A 24,275-nucleotide genomic window follows, 5' to 3' on the forward strand; every position below is an offset into this window, starting at 1 on the left:
TTACCGCCGAAGCTCGAACGTTGTCGCGCCGATCTTGACGGGAGCGTTCAGTGGAACGGGCGTCGGAACGACGACCCGCGCGCCGGAGAGGAACGTGCCGTTGGTGGAATCGAGATCTTGGATCATCCATTCCCCGTTCCAGAGCATCAGGCGCGCATGGTGGGTCGAGGTGTAGTCGTCGCGAATCACCAGGCTGGAATCGGTGGAGCGACCAATCGTGATCGACTCAGCGGTGAGCGGAAACTCGGTGCCGACCTTCGGGCCGGAGGTGATGACCAGACGGCTCGCGTTCTGGGTCGTGGCCTTGACCGAATGGCCTGACGACGACGGGGTCGGTGCGTACACCGGTTCGGTGAGCGCGGCGCCGGAGGGCGTCGGGGCCAGCACCGGCGGCAGGGGGGCGGATGCCGCGACCGGGGCGGGCGAAAAGAGCGGTTCGACGGGCTGTGCGGCGGCCGGGGCTGCAGCAGCAGCATCCGGAGTCATCTTGCGCACTCGGCGCCCGAAGAGGTCGCTGCGCAGGGCATAGACGATGCCGAAGATGAACAGCCACAGCACCAGCAAGAAGCCCAGTTGCAAGACAAGAAGCGTCAGTTCGCTCACGCTCATGTGGCGGGCCCCCAGAATCCGCCCATGTCGTGGCGTTCGGTGGGGTCTTCGACCCGGCGGTCAGCAAACTGGTCGACGGAGGAGGCCTGCGCGAGAACGCGGAAGACGATGCTGGTGCGGCCGATCGTGACGATCGACTCCGGTTCGAGGATTGCCTGCTTGACCGGGGATCCATTCAGCTGTGAGCCGTTGGTGGAACCGAGGTCGCGCACCTGGGCGCGGCTGCCGTCCCAGAGGATCTCGACGTGACGACGGGAGGTGCCCGAATCGTCGACGGTGATGTCGGCGTCGCTTCCGCGCCCGATCACGGTGCGTGACTTGACGAGCGGGTAGCGCTTGCCGTTGATGTCGAGCACGGGGGTCCACGAGACGCCGCCCTGCACGGTGCTGGAATCGACCTGCACCATTCCCTCGGCGAGACCGCGGTCTTCGGCCAGAGAGATGGAGAGGCCGCCGGCGAATTGATAGCGCTGGGATGCGGCGTGCTGCTGCACCAACTGCATGAGTTCGTCGACCAATGCCGGGCCGAGCCCAGTCATCCGTTGAAAGTCGGCCGGCGCCATGCGCACGGTGAAGCGGTTGGGTGCGAGGATGCGGTCGCGTGAAACGACCGCAGCTTTGGTGTCGAGCTCGCGTCGCAGCGCTGAGGTGATCTCCACCGGCTGCAAGCCCGACTTAAAGGTCTTGGCGAAAGCGCCATTGACGGCGCGTTCCAAGCCTTTTTCAAAGTTATCCAGTATGCCCACAGGTCTCCCGATCCGGTCCGTTTGGCTATGAGCATGTTACTTGTCTCGGGTGTTAACTCGCCGGTAGGGCGGCGAGCACACGAAATGTCATCCTACGGGGGTATGGCATCGCGGCGCTGACCGAGGGGTGTGTGGGCGCTGAGAGTGGGCCTCTCGCGCCGCGCGGGTCGGACGCCGCGACGCGGGTTGAGTTCGACCCGCGCGCTGGCGTTCGACCCGCGCCGCGGCATCCGGAGGAGCGTGAACGACCCGCGAATTCGTGCCCGGCGCACCCGCGACACTCCAGGGGGATCACTCGAATGGCGAAGGGGTAGCCGGAAGTGTTAGCATTTCCAGGTTCGCGCGAGTGGCGGAATTGGCAGACGCGCTGGCTTCAGGTGCCAGTGTTCGAAAGGACGTGGGGGTTCAAGTCCCCCCTCGCGCACGCGAATGAAAAATGAGCTGGAGCCAACCAGACTCACACGAAAGGCCCCCGAGAAATCGGGGGCCTTTTGCGTTAACTCGCGCCGGGTCGATCCGCGGTGCCCGCGACAGCCGGTGGCGGCCCGGCTGTTGGCACCAACTCCGGCTCCGTGGGCCCCTGGTCCAGTCGGAAGGGCGGATACTGATCGGTCATCAGCGAGGTATAGACGATGACCCGATAAACCCAGCGGTTGATTCCAATCACCAGATCGAACAACGGCCGGGGGTAGAACCCGGTGAAGAGCAGGATGACCGCTGCAACGAAGACGAGCAACCCGAGTAAGGAGAAGCCGACAGTTTTGCCTGCATATGAGTCCCACTCGGAGGCCTGGAACCACAACCAGGTGCCGCCCGTGAAGATCGAGAGGACCAGCAGCTGTGGGATCACCAGCAGCCACCACTTGACGAGCACCAATCCGTGCGACAGGCGCTCCGGATACGCCACGTCGAAGTCGGCTGGATAGTCGGTGCTGGCCAGGCTGAATGGCGGGTACCGATCGGTTCCGAGCGCCGAGTAGGTATAGAACGCCACACGCCAACTCCATCGCAGAACACCGACGTTGAAGTTGAACAGAGCCGACGGGTATCGACCGGTAAAGAGGATGGCGAACCCGGCGATGACAGTACAGACGAAGAACGCGAACCAGAGGAAGAACAGCACGATGAAGTGCGGGATGGCCAGAAGCCATTTGAACAGCCAGATCCAGCGCGAAGGATCGTCGAGACGAGCGGTCAACCGGGCGGGATAGACGGCCCTGCCGAGCACCGGTTCGGGCCGCTGACCGTTCGAACCTGCCGCGATCGCCCCCGCCACGACCAATGCCACGCCGAGGAGGAACACCACCAGCCCGCCCACCAGTAGGGCGATCGCAATGAATCCAAAGAGATCGGAGTGGAATCCGACCCGCATGTCGACAGACACATTCGGTGTCGCGTCGGCGTTCATCACGACGAGCGTCCAATTTCCGCTCCGCAGCTCGGTCACAATCTGCTGGGTTCCCGCGCCTTCTGCCGACGCCACCCAGAAGTCCTGGTCGCCAGGAAGCGCCGGGGTGAATGTGCCGGGTATGTCGCGGTAGTGAACCCGGGAGGGCGAGAGCGAGACACTCGTCACGAGCGTGCGATGAACATTCGCGAAGTAGCGGTTGACATCGTCCACGTTGGCGATGCCGACGAAAATCTCTTGCGTCGGGTCGGCGGCGGTCGCCGCGATCCTGATGCTGCCGAGGTCGAAGGGCAGGCGGTCGGCCGTGGCGTGGTCGCCCGCGATGTCGACGGGCAGCGAAGTGAGCGCGTAGGAATCTGCCGAGAATGTCGCGGAGGGCGAATTGAGATAGCCACTGTTTCTCTGCTGCAGCCCAACGGCGCCGAAGAGACCCGCTCCGATCATCACCCCCAGCCCGAGCAATGCGATGAGACTGCCGACAATCAGCAGCACCACCGCCCCTGTGCGTGCACGGCGCACCGGCTCGGGGCTCGGCTGACTAGTGGGGGTGGGTGGCGATTCAGTCATGGGGGCACCTGCGACTCTCGTTGCCTTCATCATGACCCAACGGCCGAGAGTCGACCAGGGTCAGTGGTGCACCCACGACGTGAGCACTCGCGAGGCGAGAATCCTAGGCGAGCGCGAGAAAGAGCTTCTCTAGTTCATCGACGGTCAGTGCGGTGCCGGTGTCGGCAGCGTCGGCGCCCGGGTCGTCGGGTGCCAGGCAGTGCCGCATCGCCGAGGAGACGATCGTGAAACCGGCCCGGTCCAGTGCCTTCGAGACGGCGGCCAGCTGCAGCACCACGTCGCGGCACTCTGAACCCGACTCGACGGCGGCAATGACCCCGGCCAACTGGCCCTGAGCTCGCTTGAGCCGGTTCAACACCTTGCGCTGCTGCTCGGCAGCCATGTCGCCGGCACGTGCTCGCGACTCAGCTGTGGTCTCACTGGGCTGCATAGTCCGGTTCCTTCTCGTCGGTCACGGCCACGATCGGGGCGGCCGCCGTGTTGTCTGCGGGTTGGGTCGAGTAGGCTCCCGCCTCCCAGGTCTTGAATCCGCCGTCGAGGTTCTGCACGTCTTTGCCGAGCTGAGCGAGTAGCCGGGCCGCGGTGTGCCCACGCTGCCCGACCTGGCAGTGCACGATGAGCGGCGCATCCGGCAGCTCTCCCACCCGGTCGCGGATCTCGTCCAACGGCAGGTTGATCGCGCCCGGAATGCCGCCACGATCGAACTCGCCGGCCGAGCGCACGTCAACGAGGATCGCTCCTGCAGACCGAGCCTCGGCAAGCTCATGCCACTGGATGTTGCGGGTCGCGCCGGTCGCCAGGTTGTCGGCCACGTAGCCGGCCAAGTTCACCGCATCTTTCGCCGAGCCGTACTGAGGCGCATAGGCGAGTTCGAGCCGAGAGAGGGCGGACGCCGTCAGACCGCCGGCCATGGCCGTGGCGATCACATCGATGCGCTTGTCGACGCCGTCGAGTCCCACGATCTGCGCGCCGAGAATCAGGTCGGTTTCGGCGTCGATCAGCAGCTTCACCGCCATCTGCTCGGCGCCGGGGTAGTAGCCGGCGTGCGAAAGCGGATGGGTGTGCACGACGCGGTGAGGTCGGCCGGCGTCCAGCAGACGTCGTTCACTCCACCCGGTCAGGGCGACCGTGAGGTCGAAGACCCCGACGATGGCCGTGCCGAAGGCCGGTGTGCTCGGTAGCTCTGAAACGCCGCAGATCGCATCCGCCGCGCTTCGCCCGTGGCGATTCGCCAGGCCGGCCAGGGTGACGAGGGTGGCGACGCCGCCGATGGCGTCGACTTTCTCCGCCGCGTCGCCGACCGCATAGATAGAGGGATCGTTGGTGCGCTGAAAAGCATCGACGGCGATCCCTCCCGCCGCACCGATGGTGAGACCCGCGGCCGCGGCAAGTCGCGTGTCAGGGCGCACCCCGCTCGCGTCGACCACCAGGGTTGCCGCGATCTCGCTGCCGTCGTCGAGACGCACCCCATGCGGAGTCAGCCGGGTCACAGTGGTTCGGGTGCGCACGTCGACGCCCTGCGCGGTGAGGGTGTCGAGAACCGGAGCTGCCATTTCGGGGTCGAGGGGCGAGAGCGGATGCGCCCCCCGGTGCACGAGGGTGACATTCAGCCCACGCCGCACCAGGTTTTCGACCGCCTCCAACCCGATGAAGCCGCCGCCGATGACCACGACTCGGGCCCCGGGCCCGGCGACAGACAGCTCGGCCGTGATGAAGTCAACGTCATCGATTGTGCGGAGGGTGCGCACCGGGATTCCGGTGCCGGAGATGTCGTCGCGCGTCTGTGCGCCGCCGGCCAGGATGAGCGAGTCGTATTCTTCGGTGTGCTCGAATCCGGTCGTGAGATCGAGAACCACGACACGGCGGTTCTCCCGGTCGATCGAGCGCACGTCGTGATTGGTCTTCACGTCGAGCCGGAAGCGGTCGAACAGGGATTTCGGCGTCTGCAGCAGGAGGCTGTCACGGTTTTCGATCGCACCGCCGACGTAATAGGGCAGCCCGCAGTTGGCGAATGAGACATGCTCGCCGCGCTCAAAGACGACGATCTCGGCCGACTCGTCGAGACGCCGCAACCGCGTTGCCGCCGACATGCCTCCGGCGACGCCGCCGACGATGACGACCTTCATAGCGCGCGCCGTCATTTCGAACCGGCGAAGAGACGGGCGAGAAATCCGCCACGGGCGGGGGCCTCATCGGCGTGGCCCGCACAGCGGTCGGATTTCTTCACGCCACGCATCACCTCATCAACGTGCTGACCGCAGCCCGCCCAACTCGTCTTCTGGCAGGTCTTGCAGGTCACAGCACGGCACATTGAGGTTCTCCTTCAGGGGTGTTGGCTAGTTCACCATACCCCGGGGGGTATACCGAAGCCTGCAAGGATGCCGTGGACCGGATGCCCCCCAATCGGGAAGATCAGCCCTACGGAGGGTGTGGATCCGACATGCGTCCCGTAGCCTCGCACGATGGGGAATGGAAAACGAAGCTTCGCGGGTGGGTTCGGAGCGTTTGTGGGTTTGATCGGGATGAGCGCCGTCGCCGGCCTCTTGGTGACCGTTGCGGTCACTCCGGCTCTGACGGTGTCGGGCTTGGCGGCGAGTAGCTCCATCAGTCTTTTCGAGAATCTGCCGAGCTACCTCAATATCGGTGAACTCGCCGAAGGGTCAAACATCTATGCAACGGCCGCCGATGGATCAACCGTCAAACTGGCCACCTTCTACGAGCAGAACCGCGAAGAAGTGCCCTGGGAGAGCATCTCCCAGTTCGCCAAGGATGCGGCGGTGGCCGGCGAGGACCCCCGCTTCTACTCTCACGGCGGCATCGATGTGCAAGGAACAGCCCGGGCAACCGTCAAGCTCCTCCTCAAACTGGACGGTGGTGGCGGCGGTTCGTCGCTGACGCAGCAGTACGTGAAGAACGTGCTCGTGCAGAACGCAGTGATGAGCGCTAAGACAGAGGAAGAACGCACCGAAGCCATCGAATCCGCCATCAGGCAAGAGCCTGACCGCAAGCTCAAAGAGATGCGCCTGGCCATCGGGCTCGAGAAGAAGTTCACGAAGAACGAGATCCTCACCGGCTACCTCAATATCGCCTTCTTCGGCGGAACGGTGTACGGCATCGAGGCAGCCAGCAAGTACTATTTCGGCGGGATCRGCGCGAAGGATCTCTCGTTGGAGCAGGCGGCGAGCTTGATCGCCATCGTGAACTATCCCGAGGACTTTCGGTTGGATCACCCGGACAGCGAAACCAACGGGGCCGCCAACGGTTACGCCAGAAACAAGGATCGACGCGACTACATCCTCGACCGGATGCTGCTCCACAAGAAGATCACGCCGGTGCAGTACGACGCGGCGGTGGCAGTGCCGGTCGCCCCCGTGATCACACCGCCGACATCCGGATGTCAGACGGCGGGCGGATCCGGTTACTTCTGCGACTATGTCTATTGGACGATCCGCAACGGAGACGCCTTGGGTGCGACCGTTGAAGAGCGCGTTGAGCGACTGCGCCGCGGTGGACTCGACATCTACACCACCTTGGACCTGGGATTGCAGGTCGCCTCGGAGGCAGCCGTCAACGAGAACGTTCCGACCGTCGACCCCCGATTCGACGTGGGGTCGACGGCGGTCACCGTGCAACCCGAGACCGGGCGCATCCTGGCCATGGCGCAGAACAAGACATTCAGCAACGACCCGGACGTGCTAGCTGCCAACGGGCCGGGCTGGACATCCATCAACTACAACACCGACATCGACTACGGCGGATCGAGCGGCTTTCAGCCCGGCTCCACCTACAAGGTCTTCACTCTGGGGGAGTGGGTGAACGCCGGACACTCGCTGCGGGAGACTTTCGATGGTCGCAAGCGCACCTTCACTCGGTTCACCAACAGCTGCGATGGAAACTGGAGCGGGTCGTTTCCGCCGCGCAATGACGACGGCCGCATCGCCAACAACGCCGTCGACGCGACGAGGTGGTCGGTGAACTCCAGCTATGTGGCGATGGCCCAGCAGCTCGACCTGTGCAAGATCAAGCAGCTCGCTGAATCGTTCGGTGTGCACCGAGCGAACGGCGATCCGCTTCAGATGTTCCCCTCCGATGTGTTGGGCACTCAGGAGCTCGCGCCGCTGACAATGGCCAGCGCCTTCGGCGGCATCGCAAACAATGGGATCACCTGCTCGCCGATCGCCATCGACCGCATCGTCGATCGAAACGGTGCAGAAATCGCCCCGCCGAAGTCCGATTGCAAGCAGTCGGTTCCCGCCAACGTGGCGGCCGCAATGGCCTATGCCATGAAACAGACATTTACCGGGGATGGAACAGCCGTCGAATCGAACACGGGAACCGGCGTGCCGCACATTGGCAAGACCGGAACAACCGATGGCGCGAAGGACACCTGGATGATCGGTGCCAGCACGAAGGCGGCGACGGCAGTGTGGGTCGGCAACGTCACGGGTGATGCCAACCTGCGCGACATGAGGTTCGAGAGCGGTAGAGCCGCGACCGCGCGGCACCGAATTTGGCCGCGGATCATGACCGTGGCCGATAACGCCTGGGGCGGTGACGCTTTTCAAGAACCCGACTCGTCGGCATTCCGCGTCATTCAAGCCGATGTTCCGGATGTGCGAGGCAAATCACCGACCGAAGCGCGCAGCATCCTGGAAAAGGCCAGCTTCACTGTTGTCGACGGGGCTCCGCAGAACTCCGACGTTCAGGCAGGTCTGATCGCGGGCTCCAACCCGTCGGGGTCGGCGCCGCACGGGGCTTCAATCGAGATCTTTGTGAGCCTCGGACCAGTACCTGTCGCGCCGCCGGCTCCTCCAGCTCCTCCGGTTCCTCCGGCCACCACGCCGTAGAAACCAGGTGCGTCCGGGGGCGCGGTCGATCTTTCTGAGAGTTTTCACTGGTGCGGCGACCGGTGGTGAGTGAGTAAGGTTAGGCTTGCCTTCACGCACCTCATCAAGGGATCCAATGAAACGCCTTCGCCCCACGCTTGTCACGCTCGCTGTCGCATCACTCGCTCTGACGGGTTGCTCCGCACCCTCGCCGGCGCCGTCCACCGCGGGATCCGGTGCACCGGAATCACTCGCCGGTAGCTCGATCACCGTCTACAACGCTCAGCACGAAGAGCTCACCCAGGCCTGGGCGGATGCGTTCACCAAGGAGAGCGGCGTCAAGGTCGTTCTCCGCAACGGCTCAGATTCCGAGCTCGGCAACCAGATCATCCAGGAAGGCGCCGCATCGCCCGCCGACGTGTTCTTGACCGAGAACTCCCCGGCCATGTCGCTCGTCGACAACGCCAAGCTGTTTGCCCCGGTCGACGAAGACACGCTCGCTCAGGTGCCGGACGCCTACAAGCCCTCGACCGGAACCTGGACCGGGATCGCCGCGCGTTCCACCGTCTTGGTCTACAACCCGAGCCTGCTGCCGGAAACTGAGCTGCCGACCTCGCTGCTCGACCTGCAGGAGCCGGAGTGGAAGGGCAAGTGGGCCGCCTCGCCGAGTGGCGCCGACTTCCAGGCCATCGTCTCCGCGCTTCTTGAGGAGAAGGGCACCGCCGCCACCGAGACCTGGCTCGCCGGGATGAAGGAGAACTTCTCCGAGTACAAGGGCAACAGCACAGTCATGAAGGCGGTCAACGCCGGTGAAGTGCCGGCCGGCGTCATCTACCACTACTACTGGTTCGGTGACCAGGCGGGAACCGGCGAAAACAGCAACAACACGAAGCTGCACTACTTCAAGAACGAGGACCCGGGTGCATTCGTCAGCGTCTCGGGCGGTGGCGTGCTGAAGACGAGCAAGAACAAAGCCGCAGCACAGGCCTTCCTGAAATTCATCACAGGCAAGGCCGGCCAGGGCATCCTGCAGACCGGCACCAGCTTCGAGTACCCCGTCGGCAGCGGTGTCGCAGCCAACCCGGCTCTGCCGGCTCTCGATACCCTCGAAGCACCGGTGATCGACCCGTCGACCCTGAACAGCACCGAGGTCACCACCCTGATGACGGCGGCCGGTCTCATCTAAATAGGCTTCACCTCACCGAACCACTTCTCGATGGACCCCACGCAATGATCGCTCTCTCGGCCCAGAACCGGTCGCTTCGGTGACCGTTCCGGGCACGCGGAGGGGCAGGGCCACCGGCCCACGCCCCTCCGCCCTTCTCGTCGTCGTCACCGTCGCAATTGCGGTGATCACACTGGTTCCGGTCGGTTTTGTCATCGTTACGATGCTGAACACCGGGTGGGATGTGCTCGGCCCGTTGATCTTCCGGCCGAAGGTCGGCGAGCTGCTCGTCAACACTGTTCTGCTTGTCGTGATCGGGGTTCCGCTGTGTGTCGCCCTCGGCGTCGGCGAGGCGTGGCTGGTGGAACGCACCACTCTGCCGGGCCGTCGCGTCTGGGCGATCTTGTTCGCTGCACCCCTGGCCATTCCGGCCTTCGTCAGCAGCTATGCCTGGGTGAGTCTCATCCCTTCGATCGGCGGGCTCAGCGGGGGTCTGCTGATCGCTGTCTTGTCGTACTCGCCGTTGGTCTTTCTGCCGGCCGTTGCGACGCTGCGCCGGCTCGACCCGGCGCTGGAAGACTCGGCCCAGTCGCTCGGGATGACCGCACCGAGAGTGTTCACTCGCGTCGTGCTGCCGCAGCTGCGCCTGGCGATCTGGGGCGGCGGACTCGTCGTCGCCCTGCACCTGCTCGCCGAGTACGGTGCGTTCGCTCTGATCCGCTTCGACACGTTCACAACGGCCATCATCGTGCAGTACCAGTCGACGTTCGCCGGCCCGGCGGCCAGCGCCCTCGGCATCGTGCTCACTCTGCTCTGCCTGCTCGTGCTCACCGTCGAATCCACTACGCGGGGACGGGCCCGCTACGCGCGTATCGGTTCGGGCGCCTCGAGTCCGGCCGAACGTCAGCGTCTCGGTCGCTCGTTGATTCCGGCGTTCGCGGCGGCTTCCGTCGTCACTCTTCTCGCGGTCGGTGTTCCGCTCGGCAGCATCGCGCGCTGGCTGAGCGTCGGCGACCCCTGGGCACAGCCCGAGATTCTGCAAGCGATCACGCAGACCGTTCTGCTCGCCATCGGCGGTGCGCTGCTGACCATCGTCGTGGCGATGCCGCTGGCCTGGCTGAGCATCAGACATCCGAGCCGCATCAGCAAGGTCGTTGAGGGCTCGACCTATCTGGCGAGCAGTCTGCCGGGCATCATCATTGCCCTGGCCCTCGTGACCGTCACGATCCGGCTGGTGCCGGCGCTCTACCAGACGGCGTTCACCGTGCTCGTGGCCTATCTGATCATGTTTCTGCCCCGTGCCCTGGTGTCGCTTCGCGCCGGACTGGGACAGGCGCCGATCCTGCTCGAAGAGGCAGCGCAGTCGCTCGGCAACTCGCCACTGCGTGCCCGCGCTCGAGTCACTCTGCCGCTTCTTGTGCCGTCGATCCTGGGAGGAGCGGCCCTCGTCGCTCTCGGTGTGGCTAACGAACTCACCGCCACCCTGCTGCTTGCGCCGAACGGCACCCGTACGCTGGCTATGCAATTCTGGTCGGCAAGCTCTTCGGTCAACTACTCCGACGCTGCCCCGTATGCTCTATTGCTCGTGATCATCTCGATCCCGACCGTCGCTCTCATGTCACTCCAGTCACGGAATCGAACCACTCAATGACCACACTCCGCGTGCAGGATGTCTCGATCGCGCTGGGGGGAAGCCCGGTTCTCTCCGGCGTCTCCCTGACCATTCCGACGGGGACTCGAACCGCGCTGGTCGGCGCCTCTGGAAGCGGCAAGACGACTCTGCTGCGACTCATCGCCGGGTTCGCCCGCCCGGACAGCGGAACCATCGCGCTCGACGACACCGTGGTGTCCGGACCCCACACTTTTCTGCCGGCACACCGCCGCGGGGTCGGCTACGTGGCACAGGATGGCGCGCTGTTTCCACATCTCACCGTGGAACAGAACATCCGCTTCGGTCTGCCGCGCCGGGAACGTGGTTCGCGTGGTCCGCGGGCGGCGGAGTCGATGGCCCGGATCAGAGAGGTCGCCGAGCTCGTGGCGTTGCCCGCGGATCTGCTGCGCCGCTATCCGCATGAGATCTCGGGCGGGCAGCAGCAGCGGGTTTCTGTCGCGCGAGCGCTGGCCCCTGCGCCCAAGATGATCGTGCTCGACGAGCCGTTCAGTGCGCTGGACACGGGGCTGCGTGAGCAATCGCGGGTGGCAGTGATTGCGGCGCTCGAGGCCAGCGACGCGACGGCGGTGCTGGTCACTCACGATCAGGACGAAGCGCTGATGTTCGGCCAGCAGATCGGCATTCTTGCCGGCGGGCGGCTGGAACAGCACGGTTCTCCACTGTCGGTGTTCGACAACCCGAGCTCGGCCGAGGTCGCCAGTTTTCTGGGGGACGCCGTGTTCGTGGCGGGTCATCTGCAGGGAAACTCGGCCGAGACGGCCTTCGGTAGGGTCGCGTTGCGCCATCAGAATACGGCCCAGGGTGTCGGCCCCGGCAGCTCGATCAGAGTGTTGCTGCGGGCGGAACAATTGACGATCGGACAGGATGCGGCGGCCCCGGCGAACGGACAGATCAGTGCTCTCTCGCCGCGCGGAACCCGTCTGCAGGTTGAGATTGAGGCGATCGGGTCGGCCGAGCGGGTCGTTGTTACGGTTGCCGCTGCTGAATCGGGCTACCGAGTGGGCGATGCGGTGACCGTGCTGATCCAGGGCAGTGGGGTATCGTACTAGCTTCGGCTGCGTTCTGCTGCCCTCTGCGGCAGAACGAATGAGGGGGCGACTAACCTTCTGGCCCGCCAGAGATTTCTGGACGAAGCCGGAGCCGCAGCATCCGATAAATCACACCGACCAGGAGCACAGCCAGTCCGACGGCAGAGCTCGCGAGTGGCAGTGTGACCACGAGAATTCCGCAGGCGACCGCGCCGAGCACCTGCAGCGCCCGGGGGTAGCGGCGTTGCTCCGTGGGCTGGCTGAAGGCAGCGAGGTTCGCGACGAAATAGTAGAGCAGCACGCCGAACGAGGAGAACCCGATCGCGCCGCGTAGGTCGACGGTCAACACGAGAATCACGACGACGCCGGCGAGCACGACCTCTGCCCGGTACGGAACTGTGAACCGCGGATGCACCGCTGCCAACCAGCGGGGCACGTCGCCTTCTCTGGCCATAGCAAGGGTCGTTCGCCCGATGCCGGCGATCAGTGCGAGCAGGGCTCCGAGCGACGCGGCCGCCGCGCCGAATCGCACGAGGGGTGCGGCCCAGTCCCAGCCGGCCGCTGCGACGGTGTCGAACAGCGGGGTCGCGGAACCGGCGACGCCTGAGGCGCCGAGCGTGCCGAGGATGACCACGGCGATGACGCCGTAGACGATGACTGCCAGCGTCAATGCGAGCAGAATCGCGCGCGGGATGGTGCGTGCCGGGTCCCTGACCTCCTCGCCCATTGTCGCGATGCGGGCGTATCCGGCGAAGGCAAAGAACAGCAGCCCCGCCGATTGCAGGATGCCGTACCAGCCGTGCGCGAGCCATGAGGACGGCTCGAGCGAACCGGTCTCCGGCAGTCCGGTGCTGGATCCCGCCGCGACGACGACGGCCAGACTCAGAAGAACGATCACCACGATCACCCGGGTCAGTAGTGCGGTGCGCGTGACTCCGCGGTAGTTGACGGCGGCCAGGCCTACGACGGCTGCGACTGCGACCGGGCGTTCCCAGCCTGCGGGCGCCGCGTAGGCTGCGAAGGTGAGGGCCATCGCCGCGCAACTCGCTGTCTTGCCGATCACGAAACTCCAGCCGGCCAGAAATCCCCACCACGGGCCGAGGCGCTCGCGCCCGTAGAGATAGGTGCCGCCGGACGAGGGATAGACGGCGGCCAGCTGAGCGGATGCGGTGGCGTTGCAGAACGCGACGAGCGCCGCGACGACGAGACCCACCAGCATCCCGGAGCCTGCGACCTGTGCGGCGGGGGTGAAGGCAGCGAATACTCCGGCACCGATCATCGAGCCGAGCCCAATGAATGTGGCGTCGGCGACCCCCAGGCGTCGGGCCAGACGGGGATGTTCAGTCGTCACTGTTGAACTCCGCGGAGTGGGTGGTGTGGCCTCGCGTGCATGGTTCTATCGTTGCCGATCTGACGCAGCTCGCTGACGCACCACGCAGTCCGATCTGAAAGCGGAGATCGGTGGAATCGGCTCATCCTTCGTGGTTGAGTAGCGCTATGACTTCCGAAATGAGACACGATTCCAACTCTGAGCCGATTTCCAACGCGGCGAATCGTGACGCAGTGAATCTCGAGGCGTCGCATCCGGACGAGCCGCATCGGCAGGGGCTGGCTCAACGGCTGAACTGGCTGCGGGCCGGCGTGCTTGGCGCCAATGACGGCATCGTCTCGGTAGCGGCGGTTGTCGTCGGTGTGGCGGGGGCAACGCCGGCCTCCGGTGCGATTCTCACTGCGGGTGCAGCCGCGCTGGTCGGTGGCGCGATCTCGATGGCACTCGGGGAATATGTCTCGGTGAGCAGTCAGAGCGACAGCGAGAAGGCGCTCATAGCCAAGGAACGGCGCGAGCTCGAAGAGATGCCGGAGCAGGAGCTGAAGGAACTCGCCGGGATCTACCAAGCGAAAGGGCTTTCGCCGGAGACTGCTCAGCAAGTGGCCGTGGAACTCACCGCTCACGATGCGCTGGCGGCTCACCTGTCGGCTGAGTTGCACCTTGACGCCACCGATGTCGTGAGTCCGTGGCATGCGGCGTTCGCGTCGGCGCTCTCGTTCACCATCGGCGGAATCTTGCCATTTCTGGCAATTCTGCTCACCCCTGAGGCTTGGCGGATACCCTTCACCTTCGTCGTTGTCTTGCTCGCCCTCGCCGTGACCGGCGCCGTGGCCGCGCAGATTGGCGGAAGTTCGCGCATACGCGCCGTGGTGCGTGTCGTGCTCGGTGGAGCGATCGCCCTGGTGGCGACCTTCCTCGTCGGCATGTTGCTGGGAACGACGGGCGTCGTTTAGGCGTCGAGGCGGCTGCGCACGGTCGAGGGGACCGCAGACTTCTCGGGGTTGAGGGCGCGCTCCTCCACAGAACATACGTTAGAAAAGTTATCCACCGATCCTGAGAAATGCTCGTATTCCAGTTCCCAATTTGAGAGAATTGAGGCATGGAATCAGAGCCTGTTTCCCTCATCATCACCCCGACCACCGACACTCCGGTGGCCGCGGTCATGGCGCAGGTTCAGGCGCTTCTGGTCGACGTGATGGCCGAACTTCAGACCCATTTACTGTCCGACGATGACGTTCTCGGCAGTTTGAGTGCAATGGAGGGCATCGGCCGCCTAGTTGATGCCGGCCGGGTCATGCTGGCCGCCGATGTCGACGCGCGCTCCGACACCCGGACCCAGAACGAGTCTCTGGCGCGCACGCGCGGCTGCGCCACCGGCACCGACCTGATCACGATGGTCACCCGGGTGTCCGCCCGGGAGGCGAAACGACGGGTCAGGCTCGGTGCGAAGACCCGGATCACCCAGGTGGTCGGCGCGACCCTGCCACCCCGCTACCCGGTCGTCGCCGACGCCCTGACCAACGGGACGATCGGGGTCGACGCGGCCGAACAGATCGTCACCGGCCTCTCCGACTTGCCCAGTTTCCTGGCCCCCACGGACGTCGACGCGGCCGAGCGGGGTTTGGTCGCCTCGGCGACCGGCACGGTCACGGCCGAGAACGAGGGCCTGCCGAATGCCGGGTTCGCGTTCCCGGCGGACCTGATCCGCGGGCAGGTGCTGCAGTGGAAGGCGCTCCTCGACCCCGACGGCACCGCCCCAGCCGAGGGGACGGTGATGGCGGCCCGCAGCACTTTCGGCTTCGGCCAATTCCGCGACGGGCTGTATCCCTTGCGCGGCGGGGTCACTCCGGAGCTCCGCGGGGTGATGAACGGGATCTTCGACACCTACTTGAGCGCTCATTCGCAGCCGGTTCCGGCCGAGCCGGGCCGGTTCCCGACCGCCGAGGAACAAGCCACGCACGAGGCTGAGGAGCAGGCCCGGATCGACGCCGGCGAGGTCATCCCCGGCGCCGACCAGTTGGAGGCCCTCGATCCCCGCACCGGCGGCGAGAAACGCGCCGACATCCTTCGCGGCGTCTTCGCCGCCGCCGCCCGCGACAAGAACACCCCGACGATGGGCGGGGCGGCACCCCTGGTGATGGTGCACGTGAACGCGAAAGACCTGCTCGACGGCACCGGGGTCGGTTGGGCCGACGGCGTCGAGGCGCCCCTGTCGATCAGTACCGTGCAACGCCTGGTCTGCGCCGGCGGGATGCAGAAGATCGTCTTCGCCGCCAACGGCGAAGTCCTCCAGCTCGACATGACCACGCGGTTCTTCACCCGGGTGCAACGCCGGGCGATCCTCGCCCGCGACGGCGGCTGCGTCATCCCCGGCTGCCTCTCCCCACCCAACTGGGCGGAAATGCACCACGTCATTCCCTGGTATCGCGGCGGCCCAACCAATGTCAACAACGGTGTCGCCCTCTGCTGGTACCACCACCACACGATCGACACCTCCGGCTGGCTGATCCAACTCGTCGACGGCGCCGTGCACGTCAAGGCACCACCCTGGATGGGACTCGGCGGAGACTGGCTCCCCGCCAACCAACACCGCGCCCACACCGCCCTCGGCCGGTAGCGGTCCCGGGACTGGCCCACCGGGTCTCGACAGGCTCGACCACCGCGATGACCGCGTTCCCGAGAGCGGCTCACGAGGCCTCGAGACACGGCCGACTCCGTCGGCTGCTCCTCGACCACCGAGACCGCGACGGCGCTAAAAGTTATCCACACTGTGCAAACTGCTGTTAATAACTACACTTCTGTAATTCGAATTACAAGAAATCTGAAACGGCAAACCTAGGAACTGGTGTTCTGACCAACGAGCTGCCGTCCGGGAGAATACTGGCCGTCAGCTGGGAAGCATCAAATGTGCCGGTTCTTGTGTGGTCTGCCTCGTACTCTGAAGTGTGATTGAGCAACAGATCGATCCTCCGCGGCGTCGGCGACCGTCGCGCGCGCGTCTCGCGCTGCGCTGGAGTGCGATCATCGTCGTGATCGCCGTACTCGTGACCGGCGGCTACGTCGTCTACAACTACCAGCGGTTCACCGCGGGCATCAGCCACATCGATGCGATCACGCATTCGAACGCGCCGGCGACAGATGCCGATGGAACTGATCAGAACATCCTGCTGGTCGGCGACGACCACCGTCCGGCCAATGCGACGGCCGAGCAGCTGGCTCAACTCGGCACCGAAGACGATGGCGGTGCAACGAACACCGACACCATGATGGTGCTGCACATACCGGCCGACGGAAGTACAGCGACGCTGATCTCGTTCCCGCGAGACTCGTGGGTCGACATCCCGGGCTACGGAATGAACAAACTCAACGCTGCTTTTGCCTATGGCAGTCAAGACGGGGGAGACGCCGCCGGGGCGCAGTTGCTCATCCAGACCATTCAGAACATGTCTGGGCTAACGATCGACCATTTCGTGCGGGTCTCGATGCTCGGCTTCTACAACATCGTTGAGGCACTCGGCCCGGTGCAGGTCTGCCTCAATGAGGCAGTGAACGACCCGTACTCCACCCTGAATCTGCCGGCCGGCGTTTCAACGCTGAATGCGCAGCAGGCCCTCGCCTTCGTTCGTCAGCGCAAGGGTTTGACGAACGGTGACCTGGATCGACAGGTCCGGCAGCAGTACTTCCTGACGACCGAGGCCCGGCAGATGCTCTCGGCCGGAACTTTGCTGAATCCAGTCAAGCTTCAGAACGTGCTTGATGCCGTCAGCTCGTCAATCGAAACCGACCCCGGGCTCGACATCCTCGGCCTCGCCGTTCAGCTGCGCGGGTTGAATGCCAACAAAATCACCACGGCGACGATCCCAATCACTGGAACGCCGACCATTGACGTCGACGGCGACGAGGTGGATATCGTCGAGGTCGACACGGCCGCGATGCCCGGCTTCATCGCCCGCGTGATTGGTCCGCCATCCGCCTACGCGAATGCGAAGGCCGCGCCGGTCGACGCGGTGACCGTGACGGTGCTGAACGGCGGCGAAACCGATGGTGCTGCTGCAGCGGCGACATCCACACTGAGCGGGCTCGGCTTCGGCACCGGGACCGCTGGGTCGGCCGACAACCGTGTGACCACGACGATTGAGTACCCGAAGGGGATGGAGGCTCAGGCGAAAGCACTCGCGGCATTCGTGCCCGGAGCGATTGTTGACCTCTCCACAACGGTCAGTGGGGTCACCCTCATCCTTGGAACGGACGGTTTGACCGTGACGCCGCCCAGTACAGGCACCGATGAAGGTGGGTCATCGGGGAGCGATTCGTCTTCTGCGGCCGAGCCGCCGGCATCCGCCCAGGACTCGCCGGCACACAACTTCGCCGCCGGTTCCTGCATCAACTGAGGCACTCATCGCACCTGAGGAATTCAACAATTGAGACCCCTCATCATTAGGACCTCTCATCATTCGGGCACCGGCACGCTGATACCTTGAGGATAATGAAGACCCACCTGACCGACGATGCCCTCGAATTCGTGACCGATCGGCACCTGGCCACCCTCTCGACCCTCGCCGCCGACGGAACCATCCATGTGGTGCCGGTCGGTTTCACCTACCTCGACGGCACGATCCGCATCATCACTTCGCGGGGAACCGCCAAGGTGCGGAATGTCGCGCGGAGCGGGCGGGCTTCGATCGGTCAGATCGACGGCGGCCGCTGGATTTCGTTCGAGGGGCCGGCCCGGGTTCTTGAGGATCCGGAGTCTGTCGCGCAGGGCGAGCAGCTCTATGGTGTGCGCTACCGCACCCCGCGTCCGAACCCGGAGCGTGTCGTTATCGCCATCGAGGTGGCGAAGGTGATGGGGTCGGCGGGGATGCGGGAGCACGCGACGGTCTAGATCGGCACCGGGTCTCGGGACTCAACCGGTTCGACCACCGATTCATGCGTTGGCAGGGCAGCGGGTTCCCGCTCGGTTTGAATGCGCACCAGTACAACTCCGGTCAGGATGAGGGCGCCCCCGAGGAATTGGATGGGGGCCGGAAGTTGGCCGAGCAACACCCACGCGATCACGGCTGCAAAGAGCACCTCGGTCAGCCCGACGAATGAGGCGAGCCGGCTGCCCAGCCGTGCGCTTCCGGCGATGCCGAGCAGGTAACCGGCGACGGTGGACATCCCGAGGATCACGGCGGCCGGCACGAGCCACGACACGGAGGAACCCAGCAGGTCGACTTCGCCAAACGTGAAGTGGAAGGGAGCGACCCCGGTAATGGCGAGAAGGCCGAGTCCGACCGAGGCGACCACCATCGAGCTGGCGGCCAACACGATCGGCGGAAGGTCGGCATCCGCTCGCGCTGAAATCACGAAGTAGATGCAGGCGCCGAGCGAGGCGAGGAGTGCCCAAGCGACGCCGACGGCGCTGGGGGCGGCGCCGGCCAAGTTCAAAACCAGCACGAGGCCGGTGAGGGCGACGGCCGAGCCGGCGATGGTGAACCAGCCCGGGTGGCGGCGCGTGCGGGCCCAGAAGAACAAGACCAGAAAGACCGGTGCCAGATACTCGATGAGAATCGCGACGCCGACCGACATGTGCTCGATGGCGTTGTAGAACGCCAGCTGAGAGCCGAGCACAGCGAAGATTCCATAGGCGAGGATGAGGCCGGCGTTCTGGCGCAGGATTCCCCAGCGGCCGCGCAGGGTGAGAATCGCCGGGATGGCGAGCACAACGGCCGCGCCCGCCGTGCGCCAGAGAACGGCAGCGGTGGGCGACCAGCCGGCGTCGAGGAGCGGGGCGACGAAGGGTCCGCTCATGCCGAAGGATGCCGCGGCCAAGAATGCGATGGCCAGGCCCGAGCCGAGCCGCTTGTTCGTCAGTGGGATGGTCATGGCTGGCTCCTTTCGGGAGGGCGTTCGGAGAGATTTTGGGTGAGCATGGGAGGTATTTGGCCGAGCGACTCGGGATTACCGCTGATGGAAAGCAAGGGAAAATTCAGCACGTCATGAGTCAAATGCGTTATACTCATGACACTAATTCAAACCATGTCAGGAGTCAATGTGTTGTTTGCATATGACGTCGAATCAACCTTGATTTCGACGGCCGCACTCGTGAACACGCTGCCCGAGCTCTCGGACTCTGGGCGTGATGAACTGTCGACACCGGCGGAGCTCGATGATTTCATTCGGGCCAATCAATACACCGGTTCGCGAACCCATGACGAGGCCGAGTTGGCCGGCGTGCGGGCCATTCGCGAACCCCTGCGCGAGCTCTGGACGATCGCCGACGAAGAGAAGGTCGTCAACCGGGTGAACGGAATGCTGACTGAGGCTCGCGCCCTCCCTCAGATCGTGCGGCATGACGACCTGGGCTGGCACCTGCATGCCACCAGCAGCGAAAGCCCACTGGCCGATCGCATCCTCGTTGAGGCGGCCATGGGGTGGGTCGACGTGATTCGCAACGGTGAGCGCGAACGGATGCGCATCTGCGCGGCCGACGACTGCCAAGCTGTTCTCGTCGACTTCTCTCGCAACCGCTCGAAGCGCTATTGCGATGTCGGAAATTGCGGAAACCGGGCGAACGTGGCGGCCTATCGGGCGCGTCGATCCACCTCAGAATAGCCCTGGAGCAACTGGAGCTGCGCCCCTCGGCAGGCGTGAAGAGTGGGTTTAGCATGAGGAAATGTCGACTCAGGCTCAGGATTACACCGACGTTCTCACCCGCGCACGCGCTCACGCGCTGACCTGGCTCGAATCGGTCGGCACACGTCACGTGGGCCCACGACTGCGCGCGGACGACCTGCAGGACGGGTTCGCCGCACCGCTTCCCGACGCGCCGACTGACCCGGTTGTGGTCATCGACGAGCTGGCCCGACTGGCCGAACCGGGGCTGATGGCCATGCAATCCGGCCGCTTCTTCGGCTGGGTGATCGGCGGCACACTGCCCGCCGCCCTCGCCGCCGATTGGCTGGTCAGTGCCTGGGACCAGAATGCGGCCATGCGATTTTCGACCCCGGCGACCGCTGCGGCCGAAGAGGCCGCCGGTGGCTGGTTGCTCGACCTGCTCGGTCTCCCGCCGGGCGCCGACGTCGGATTCACAACCGGAGCGACGATGGCGAACTTCGTCGGCCTCGCCGCGGCGCGGTACGACGTGTTGAACCGTGCCGGCTGGGATCTGGCGGAGAACGGGCTGTTCGGGGCACCGCGCATCCGTGTGTTCGTCGGCGCCGAGCGGCACGAGGTGATCGATCTGACCCTGCGCTATCTCGGCCTTGGTGCCCCCATCGTCGTCGATGTCGATGAGCAGGGTCGGATGCGCACCGACGCTTTGGCGGCAGCGATGGATGCGACGGGGGAGCCGGGGAGCCCCGCGATCGTCTGCCTGCAGGCCGGTAACCTGCACTCCGGTGCCTTCGACCCGATGCGGGACGCGGTCACCGTGGCCCACGATCGCGGCGCCTGGGCTCACGTCGACGGCGCATTCGGGCTCTGGGCTGCAGCCAGCCCGCGCTACCGCGAGCTGATCGAGGGGGTCGACCTGGCTGATTCCTGGGCGACCGACGCCCACAAGACGCTCAACGTTCCCTATGACTGCGGCCTGGCGATCGTGGCGCGGCCCGAGCCGATGCGCACCACATTCGGCGTGCACACCCACTACCTCATGACCGATCACCTCGGTGTCGGCGACCCCTTTGAGAAGACGCCCGAGCTCTCCCGTCGCGCCCGCGGTGTGCCGGTGTGGGCAGCACTTCGGTCACTCGGCCGCTCCGGAACCATCGACCTGGTCGACGGACTGGCGAGTCACGCGCGTGCCCTGGCCGACGGCCTCGCCCGGATTCCCGGCGCCGAAGTGCTGAATGACGTGGTTTTCACCCAGGTCAGTGTGAGCTTCGGCAGCGATGAGCGCACCCGCCGCGTGACCGAGCTGCTGCTGGCCGACGGCACGACCTGGATGTCGGGCAGCCGCTGGCGCGACCGCGATGTATTGCGGATCTCGGTGAGCAACTGGTCGACGGATGCGGCGGACGTCGAACAGTCGTTGGCCGCCGTCGAGCGCGCAGTCGCTGCGGCCTGACCGCTAGGGCCGAGCATGTGCCGACGCTGACGCACCCACCCGCCGGGCGATCTCAATAAGCTCGGTGGCGGCCCCGGTTGGCGGGGTCGCGGCATTCCAGACGGCGTGCATTGTGCGACTCAGGTTGAGCCCCTCGACCACGATCTCGACGAGATCGCCCGCGTCGAGCCAGGGGCGTACCGCAAGTTCGCTGAGAACCGCCGGCCCGGCACCGGCCGTCACACTCACCCTCACGGCGGCGTTGCTGCTCAGCTCGAGCGTCGGCGGCACCGGCGTGAACTCGCGGAGCGCCTCGTCGAGAGTGGTGCGTGTTCCCGAACCCGGCTCCCTCACCACCAGTGCCGTTGCGGCGAGATCGCCCACGGTGACCGCTCGCTCGCGGGTCGCCCACGGGTGGTCAGGGGCTACGACCACGACAAGCCGGTCACACGCAACGGTCACTCTGCCGAGACCGGGCCGCACACGCGGAGACTCGACAAAACCGAGGTCGCAGGAGCCGGCCGCGACCAGATCGAAAACCTCGGTCGAGTTCTGCACCCGGAGCGCGACATCCAGTTCCGGCCGATTGCGCCGGAGCTCCGCCAGCCAAGCGGGAACAAGGTACTCGGCGACCGTCATGCTCGCGGCAATGTCGAGCTGTGCGCTCTGCCCGGCCCGCAGTGCATCGGTCGCCGCCGCGAGTTCTCGCGCCGAGTCGAGCACCCCCCTGGCCCAATCGACGACGATCTCGCCCTCGGCAGTGAGTCGCGACCCACGCGGGCGACGCTCCAGCAGGCTCAGCCCCAGCGAATGTTCGAAGCGAGCGATCGAACGGCTGGCGTTCGGTTGGGCAATCTCGACGGCGCGCGCCGCCGCGCCCAGACTGCCGTGTTCCGACACGGCGACGAGCAACTCCAGCACGGCGAGATCAGGCCATCGAGACATATCCAAATGATATGCCTCCATGCGTTTTTGCCGTCTACTGACCCGCGACGCCGACTGAAAGCATTCGTGTATGACACGCAATGCCTCAACCACCGCTCTGATTTCGTCGGACGAAGGCGCGGGTCGATTCGCCACGGCGAGACGGATACTGCCGGGTCTCGTGATCTCGGCCGTTGCGGTCGGTGCCGCCCTCGCGGTCAACACGGTGGTGCCAACGGTCAGCCCGTTGTTGATCGCAATCGTGCTCGGCGTCGTGCTGCGCAACACCGTGCACATGCCGAATGCAGTCGAGCCAGGTCTGGCATTCGCCGCCAAGAAACTACTGCGCGCCGGGATCGTCCTGCTGGGGCTGGATCTGGTGCTCGGGGACATCCTGAGTCTCGGCCCGGCTCTGATCGTGGTGGTGATCGCCATCGTCACCATCGGCATCCTGATCACCCTGCTCGTCGGCAAATGGCTGGGCATCAGTGCCACCCAGCGACTTCTGATCGCCTGCGGATTCTCCATCTGCGGCGCCGCAGCGGTGGCCGCCGTCGATGGCGTGATCGAGACCGAGGACGAACAAGAAGTGGTCACGGCTGTTGCGCTCGTGGTGATCTTCGGCACGCTGATGATCCCACTCATTCCGCTGGCCAGTGAGGTTCTCGGATTGACCGCGGAACAGAGCGGAATGTGGGCGGGAGGCTCGATCCACGAGGTCGCCCAGGTCGTCGCGGTCGGCGGAACGTTGGGTGGTGCAGCCCTCGGCGTCGCTGTCGTCGTCAAGTTGGCCCGCGTGCTGATGCTCGCCCCAGTGATGGCGGCGATCAGCCTGCAGCGCCGTCGTGCGCTGAAGGGGCGGCCAGACACCGGGAAGCTCCCGCCCATCATTCCGCTCTTCGTCGTGGGATTTATGCTGATGGTTCTGTTGCGGTCGAGCGGAATCATGCCGGACCAGGTCATTGCCGGGGCCAAGATTGTGCAGACGGCGCTGCTGACGGCGGCGATGTTCGCGCTCGGAACCGGAGTGCGATTCGCCACCTTCAGCAAGGTCGGTCCGAAGCCGTTCGTGCTTGCCGCGGTGTCGACTCTCGTTGTCGCGGCTGTCGCGCTCGGCGGCACGCTGCTGGTGAGCCTCGCCGCCGGTCCCTCGTCGTAGGCTGAATCTGACGCGCCATGATCAGGAGGCTGAAATGACCGAGACAGTGCTGGCCGGGACGACGGTCGCAGAGCTGATGGCCGAGCTTGCCGCACTCGAGGACCCACGGGCCCGTGAGGTCAACGCCAGGCACGGCGACGACCACGGGGTCAACCTCGGCAAAATGCGCGCGATCGCCAAACGACTGAAGACGCAGCAGGACCTGGCTCTCGAACTGTGGGACACCGGAGACACCGCCGCGCGCCTGTTGGCCCTCCTGATCTGCCGTCCGAAGGAGTTTGACCGTGACAAACTCGACGCGATGCTTCGCGAGACACGCACTCCCAAAGTGCAGGACTGGCTCGTGAACTACGTGGTCAAGAAGAGTCCGCACGCCGAAGAGCTGCGCCTGGTCTGGTTCGCGGATGCAGACCCTGTGGTCGCCAGCGCCGGCTGGGCGCTGACCTCGGAACGCGTCGTGAAGAACCCGGAAGGCCTCGACCTCCCGGCACTGCTCGACATCATCGAGGCCGAGATGAAAGATGCGCCAGAGCGCCTGCAATGGGCGATGAACCACTGCCTGGCCCAGATCGGGATCGAGTTCCCCGAGTATCGCGCCCGCGCTCTCGACATCGGTGAGCGCCTCGAAGTGTTGAAGGACTACCCGACCCCACCGAACTGCACCTCGCCCTACGCGCCCATCTGGATCACCGAGATGGTGAGTCGTCAGCAGGCGAAGTAAGAGCACGAAGAAGCGCCGAGCTTGACCATTGCGGTCGAGTTTCCCTGGTGTATCGGGGAAACTCGACCGCAGGTGTCAAGCTCGGCGCCGG

20 protein-coding genes and 1 tRNA gene are annotated in these 24,275 nt (G+C 65.2%); 13 read left to right on the forward strand and 8 right to left on the reverse strand.

Translation table 11 applies throughout. The annotated features are described in order from the left end of the window. Together AB4Y63_RS09035 and AB4Y63_RS09040 are read right to left on the reverse strand one after the other, a co-directional pair. The gene (locus AB4Y63_RS09035) at positions 1 to 603 is read right to left on the reverse strand and encodes an FHA domain-containing protein FhaB/FipA (RefSeq protein WP_441790764.1); all 603 of its coding nucleotides are present in this window, start codon (positions 601 to 603) and stop codon (positions 1 to 3) included. A gap of 2 nt (positions 604 to 605) precedes the next feature. After that, on the reverse strand, positions 606 to 1,355 hold the full coding sequence (locus AB4Y63_RS09040) for an FhaA domain-containing protein (RefSeq protein WP_441790715.1): 750 nt from the start codon (positions 1,353 to 1,355) through the stop codon (positions 606 to 608). Positions 1,356 to 1,695: 340 nt separating this feature from the next. Between AB4Y63_RS09040 and AB4Y63_RS09045 the strand changes: the two genes are divergently transcribed. Continuing rightward, positions 1,696 to 1,779: transfer RNA gene (locus AB4Y63_RS09045), tRNA-Leu, on the forward strand. A gap of 72 nt (positions 1,780 to 1,851) precedes the next feature. Here the strand turns inward: AB4Y63_RS09045 and AB4Y63_RS09050 are convergent. The 3 genes from AB4Y63_RS09050 to AB4Y63_RS09060 form a co-directional block, all read right to left on the reverse strand. Then, on the reverse strand, positions 1,852 to 3,330 hold the full coding sequence (locus AB4Y63_RS09050; protein WP_441790716.1) for a DUF4389 domain-containing protein: 1,479 nt from the start codon (positions 3,328 to 3,330) through the stop codon (positions 1,852 to 1,854). A gap of 103 nt (positions 3,331 to 3,433) precedes the next feature. After that, positions 3,434 to 3,760, reverse strand: a complete 327-nt coding sequence (locus AB4Y63_RS09055) for a metal-sensitive transcriptional regulator (protein WP_441790717.1) — start codon at positions 3,758 to 3,760, stop codon at positions 3,434 to 3,436. After that, positions 3,747 to 5,456: an FAD-dependent oxidoreductase gene (locus AB4Y63_RS09060; protein WP_441790718.1), complete on the reverse strand. Its 1,710-nt coding sequence runs from the start codon at positions 5,454 to 5,456 to the stop codon at positions 3,747 to 3,749. The genes AB4Y63_RS09055 and AB4Y63_RS09060 overlap by 14 nt, the downstream gene beginning before the upstream one ends. 336 nt (positions 5,457 to 5,792) lie before the next feature. Here AB4Y63_RS09060 and AB4Y63_RS09065 point away from each other — a divergent pair, with 336 nt between their 5' ends. The 4 genes from AB4Y63_RS09065 to AB4Y63_RS09080 all read left to right on the forward strand — a co-directional run bounded on the left by AB4Y63_RS09065 (position 5,793) and on the right by AB4Y63_RS09080 (position 12,042). Continuing rightward, positions 5,793 to 8,177, forward strand: a complete 2,385-nt coding sequence (locus AB4Y63_RS09065) for a penicillin-binding protein (RefSeq protein ID WP_441790719.1) — start codon at positions 5,793 to 5,795, stop codon at positions 8,175 to 8,177. Positions 8,178 to 8,292: 115 nt separating this feature from the next. Then, positions 8,293 to 9,342 carry an iron ABC transporter substrate-binding protein gene (locus AB4Y63_RS09070; protein ID WP_441790720.1) on the forward strand — a complete coding sequence of 350 codons (1,050 nt, stop codon included), beginning with the start codon at positions 8,293 to 8,295 and terminating at the stop codon, positions 9,340 to 9,342. 79 nt (positions 9,343 to 9,421) lie between these two features. Then, complete coding sequence (locus AB4Y63_RS09075; protein ID WP_441790721.1) at positions 9,422 to 10,972, forward strand: ABC transporter permease; 1,551 nt, start codon at positions 9,422 to 9,424, stop codon at positions 10,970 to 10,972. Further along, entirely contained in the window at positions 10,969 to 12,042 is a 1,074-nt protein-coding gene (locus AB4Y63_RS09080; RefSeq protein WP_441790722.1) for an ABC transporter ATP-binding protein, read from the forward strand. Before AB4Y63_RS09075 ends, AB4Y63_RS09080 begins: the two co-directional genes overlap by 4 nt. A gap of 49 nt (positions 12,043 to 12,091) precedes the next feature. On the opposite strand, the gene AB4Y63_RS09085 is transcribed toward AB4Y63_RS09080, so the two are convergent. Beyond that, complete coding sequence (locus AB4Y63_RS09085; protein WP_441790723.1) at positions 12,092 to 13,372, reverse strand: APC family permease; 1,281 nt, start codon at positions 13,370 to 13,372, stop codon at positions 12,092 to 12,094. 158 nt (positions 13,373 to 13,530) lie between these two features. On the opposite strand from AB4Y63_RS09085, the gene AB4Y63_RS09090 reads away from it, so the two are divergent. The 4 genes from AB4Y63_RS09090 to AB4Y63_RS09105 all read left to right on the forward strand — a co-directional run bounded on the left by AB4Y63_RS09090 (position 13,531) and on the right by AB4Y63_RS09105 (position 18,236). Beyond that, the gene (locus AB4Y63_RS09090) at positions 13,531 to 14,304 is read left to right on the forward strand and encodes a VIT1/CCC1 transporter family protein (RefSeq protein WP_441790724.1); all 774 of its coding nucleotides are present in this window, start codon (positions 13,531 to 13,533) and stop codon (positions 14,302 to 14,304) included. Positions 14,305 to 14,450: 146 nt separating this feature from the next. Beyond that, complete coding sequence (locus tag AB4Y63_RS09095; RefSeq protein ID WP_441790725.1) at positions 14,451 to 15,968, forward strand: DUF222 domain-containing protein; 1,518 nt, start codon at positions 14,451 to 14,453, stop codon at positions 15,966 to 15,968. A 328-nt stretch (positions 15,969 to 16,296) separates the two neighbouring features. Further along, positions 16,297 to 17,742, forward strand: coding sequence for an LCP family protein (locus AB4Y63_RS09100; protein WP_441790726.1), 1,446 nt, complete (start codon positions 16,297 to 16,299; stop codon positions 17,740 to 17,742). A gap of 95 nt (positions 17,743 to 17,837) precedes the next feature. Next, positions 17,838 to 18,236, forward strand: coding sequence for a PPOX class F420-dependent oxidoreductase (locus AB4Y63_RS09105; protein WP_441790727.1), 399 nt, complete (start codon positions 17,838 to 17,840; stop codon positions 18,234 to 18,236). Here the strand turns inward: AB4Y63_RS09105 and AB4Y63_RS09110 are convergent. Next, the gene (locus tag AB4Y63_RS09110; protein WP_441790728.1) at positions 18,233 to 19,219 is read right to left on the reverse strand and encodes an EamA family transporter; all 987 of its coding nucleotides are present in this window, start codon (positions 19,217 to 19,219) and stop codon (positions 18,233 to 18,235) included. The two genes, AB4Y63_RS09105 and AB4Y63_RS09110, sit on opposite strands and share 4 nt — an antisense overlap. Positions 19,220 to 19,387: 168 nt before the next feature. Between AB4Y63_RS09110 and AB4Y63_RS09115 the strand changes: the two genes are divergently transcribed. Both AB4Y63_RS09115 and AB4Y63_RS09120 read left to right on the forward strand, forming a co-directional pair. Beyond that, positions 19,388 to 19,948, forward strand: a complete 561-nt coding sequence (locus tag AB4Y63_RS09115) for a CGNR zinc finger domain-containing protein (RefSeq protein WP_441790729.1) — start codon at positions 19,388 to 19,390, stop codon at positions 19,946 to 19,948. Positions 19,949 to 20,009: 61 nt separating this feature from the next. Continuing rightward, on the forward strand, positions 20,010 to 21,401 hold the full coding sequence (locus tag AB4Y63_RS09120; protein WP_441790730.1) for a pyridoxal phosphate-dependent decarboxylase family protein: 1,392 nt from the start codon (positions 20,010 to 20,012) through the stop codon (positions 21,399 to 21,401). 3 nt (positions 21,402 to 21,404) lie between these two features. On the opposite strand, the gene AB4Y63_RS09125 is transcribed toward AB4Y63_RS09120, so the two are convergent. Then, positions 21,405 to 22,325, reverse strand: a complete 921-nt coding sequence (locus AB4Y63_RS09125; protein WP_441790731.1) for a LysR family transcriptional regulator — start codon at positions 22,323 to 22,325, stop codon at positions 21,405 to 21,407. Between the two features lie 70 nt (positions 22,326 to 22,395). On the opposite strand from AB4Y63_RS09125, the gene AB4Y63_RS09130 reads away from it, so the two are divergent. Both AB4Y63_RS09130 and AB4Y63_RS09135 read left to right on the forward strand, forming a co-directional pair. Beyond that, positions 22,396 to 23,463, forward strand: coding sequence for a YeiH family protein (locus AB4Y63_RS09130; RefSeq protein WP_441790732.1), 1,068 nt, complete (start codon positions 22,396 to 22,398; stop codon positions 23,461 to 23,463). 34 nt (positions 23,464 to 23,497) lie between these two features. Then, the gene (locus AB4Y63_RS09135) at positions 23,498 to 24,184 is read left to right on the forward strand and encodes a DNA alkylation repair protein (RefSeq protein ID WP_441790733.1); all 687 of its coding nucleotides are present in this window, start codon (positions 23,498 to 23,500) and stop codon (positions 24,182 to 24,184) included. The last annotated feature ends 91 nt before the right edge of the window (positions 24,185 to 24,275 follow it).

The sequence above is a fragment of the Leifsonia sp. YAF41 genome, from assembly GCF_052113185.1.
In the GTDB taxonomy this organism is placed as follows: Bacteria; Actinomycetota; Actinomycetes; order Actinomycetales; family Microbacteriaceae; genus Cryobacterium.

Coding starts and splice junctions, on each gene's coding strand:
- AB4Y63_RS09050 (WP_441790716.1), bottom strand. CDS start 3,330: ATGACTGAATCGCCACCCACCCCCACTAGTCAGCCGAGCCCCGAGCCG.
- AB4Y63_RS09055 (WP_441790717.1), bottom strand. CDS start 3,760: ATGCAGCCCAGTGAGACCACAGCTGAGTCGCGAGCACGTGCCGGCGAC.
- AB4Y63_RS09060 (WP_441790718.1), bottom strand. CDS start 5,456: ATGAAGGTCGTCATCGTCGGCGGCGTCGCCGGAGGCATGTCGGCGGCA.
- AB4Y63_RS09070 (WP_441790720.1), top strand. CDS start 8,293: ATGAAACGCCTTCGCCCCACGCTTGTCACGCTCGCTGTCGCATCACTC.
- AB4Y63_RS09080 (WP_441790722.1), top strand. CDS start 10,969: ATGACCACACTCCGCGTGCAGGATGTCTCGATCGCGCTGGGGGGAAGC.
- AB4Y63_RS09090 (WP_441790724.1), top strand. CDS start 13,531: ATGAGACACGATTCCAACTCTGAGCCGATTTCCAACGCGGCGAATCGT.
- AB4Y63_RS09095 (WP_441790725.1), top strand. CDS start 14,451: ATGGAATCAGAGCCTGTTTCCCTCATCATCACCCCGACCACCGACACT.
- AB4Y63_RS09105 (WP_441790727.1), top strand. CDS start 17,838: ATGAAGACCCACCTGACCGACGATGCCCTCGAATTCGTGACCGATCGG.
- AB4Y63_RS09110 (WP_441790728.1), bottom strand. CDS start 19,219: ATGACCATCCCACTGACGAACAAGCGGCTCGGCTCGGGCCTGGCCATC.
- AB4Y63_RS09120 (WP_441790730.1), top strand. CDS start 20,010: ATGTCGACTCAGGCTCAGGATTACACCGACGTTCTCACCCGCGCACGC.
- AB4Y63_RS09125 (WP_441790731.1), bottom strand. CDS start 22,325: ATGTCTCGATGGCCTGATCTCGCCGTGCTGGAGTTGCTCGTCGCCGTG.
- AB4Y63_RS09130 (WP_441790732.1), top strand. CDS start 22,396: ATGACACGCAATGCCTCAACCACCGCTCTGATTTCGTCGGACGAAGGC.
- AB4Y63_RS09135 (WP_441790733.1), top strand. CDS start 23,498: ATGACCGAGACAGTGCTGGCCGGGACGACGGTCGCAGAGCTGATGGCC.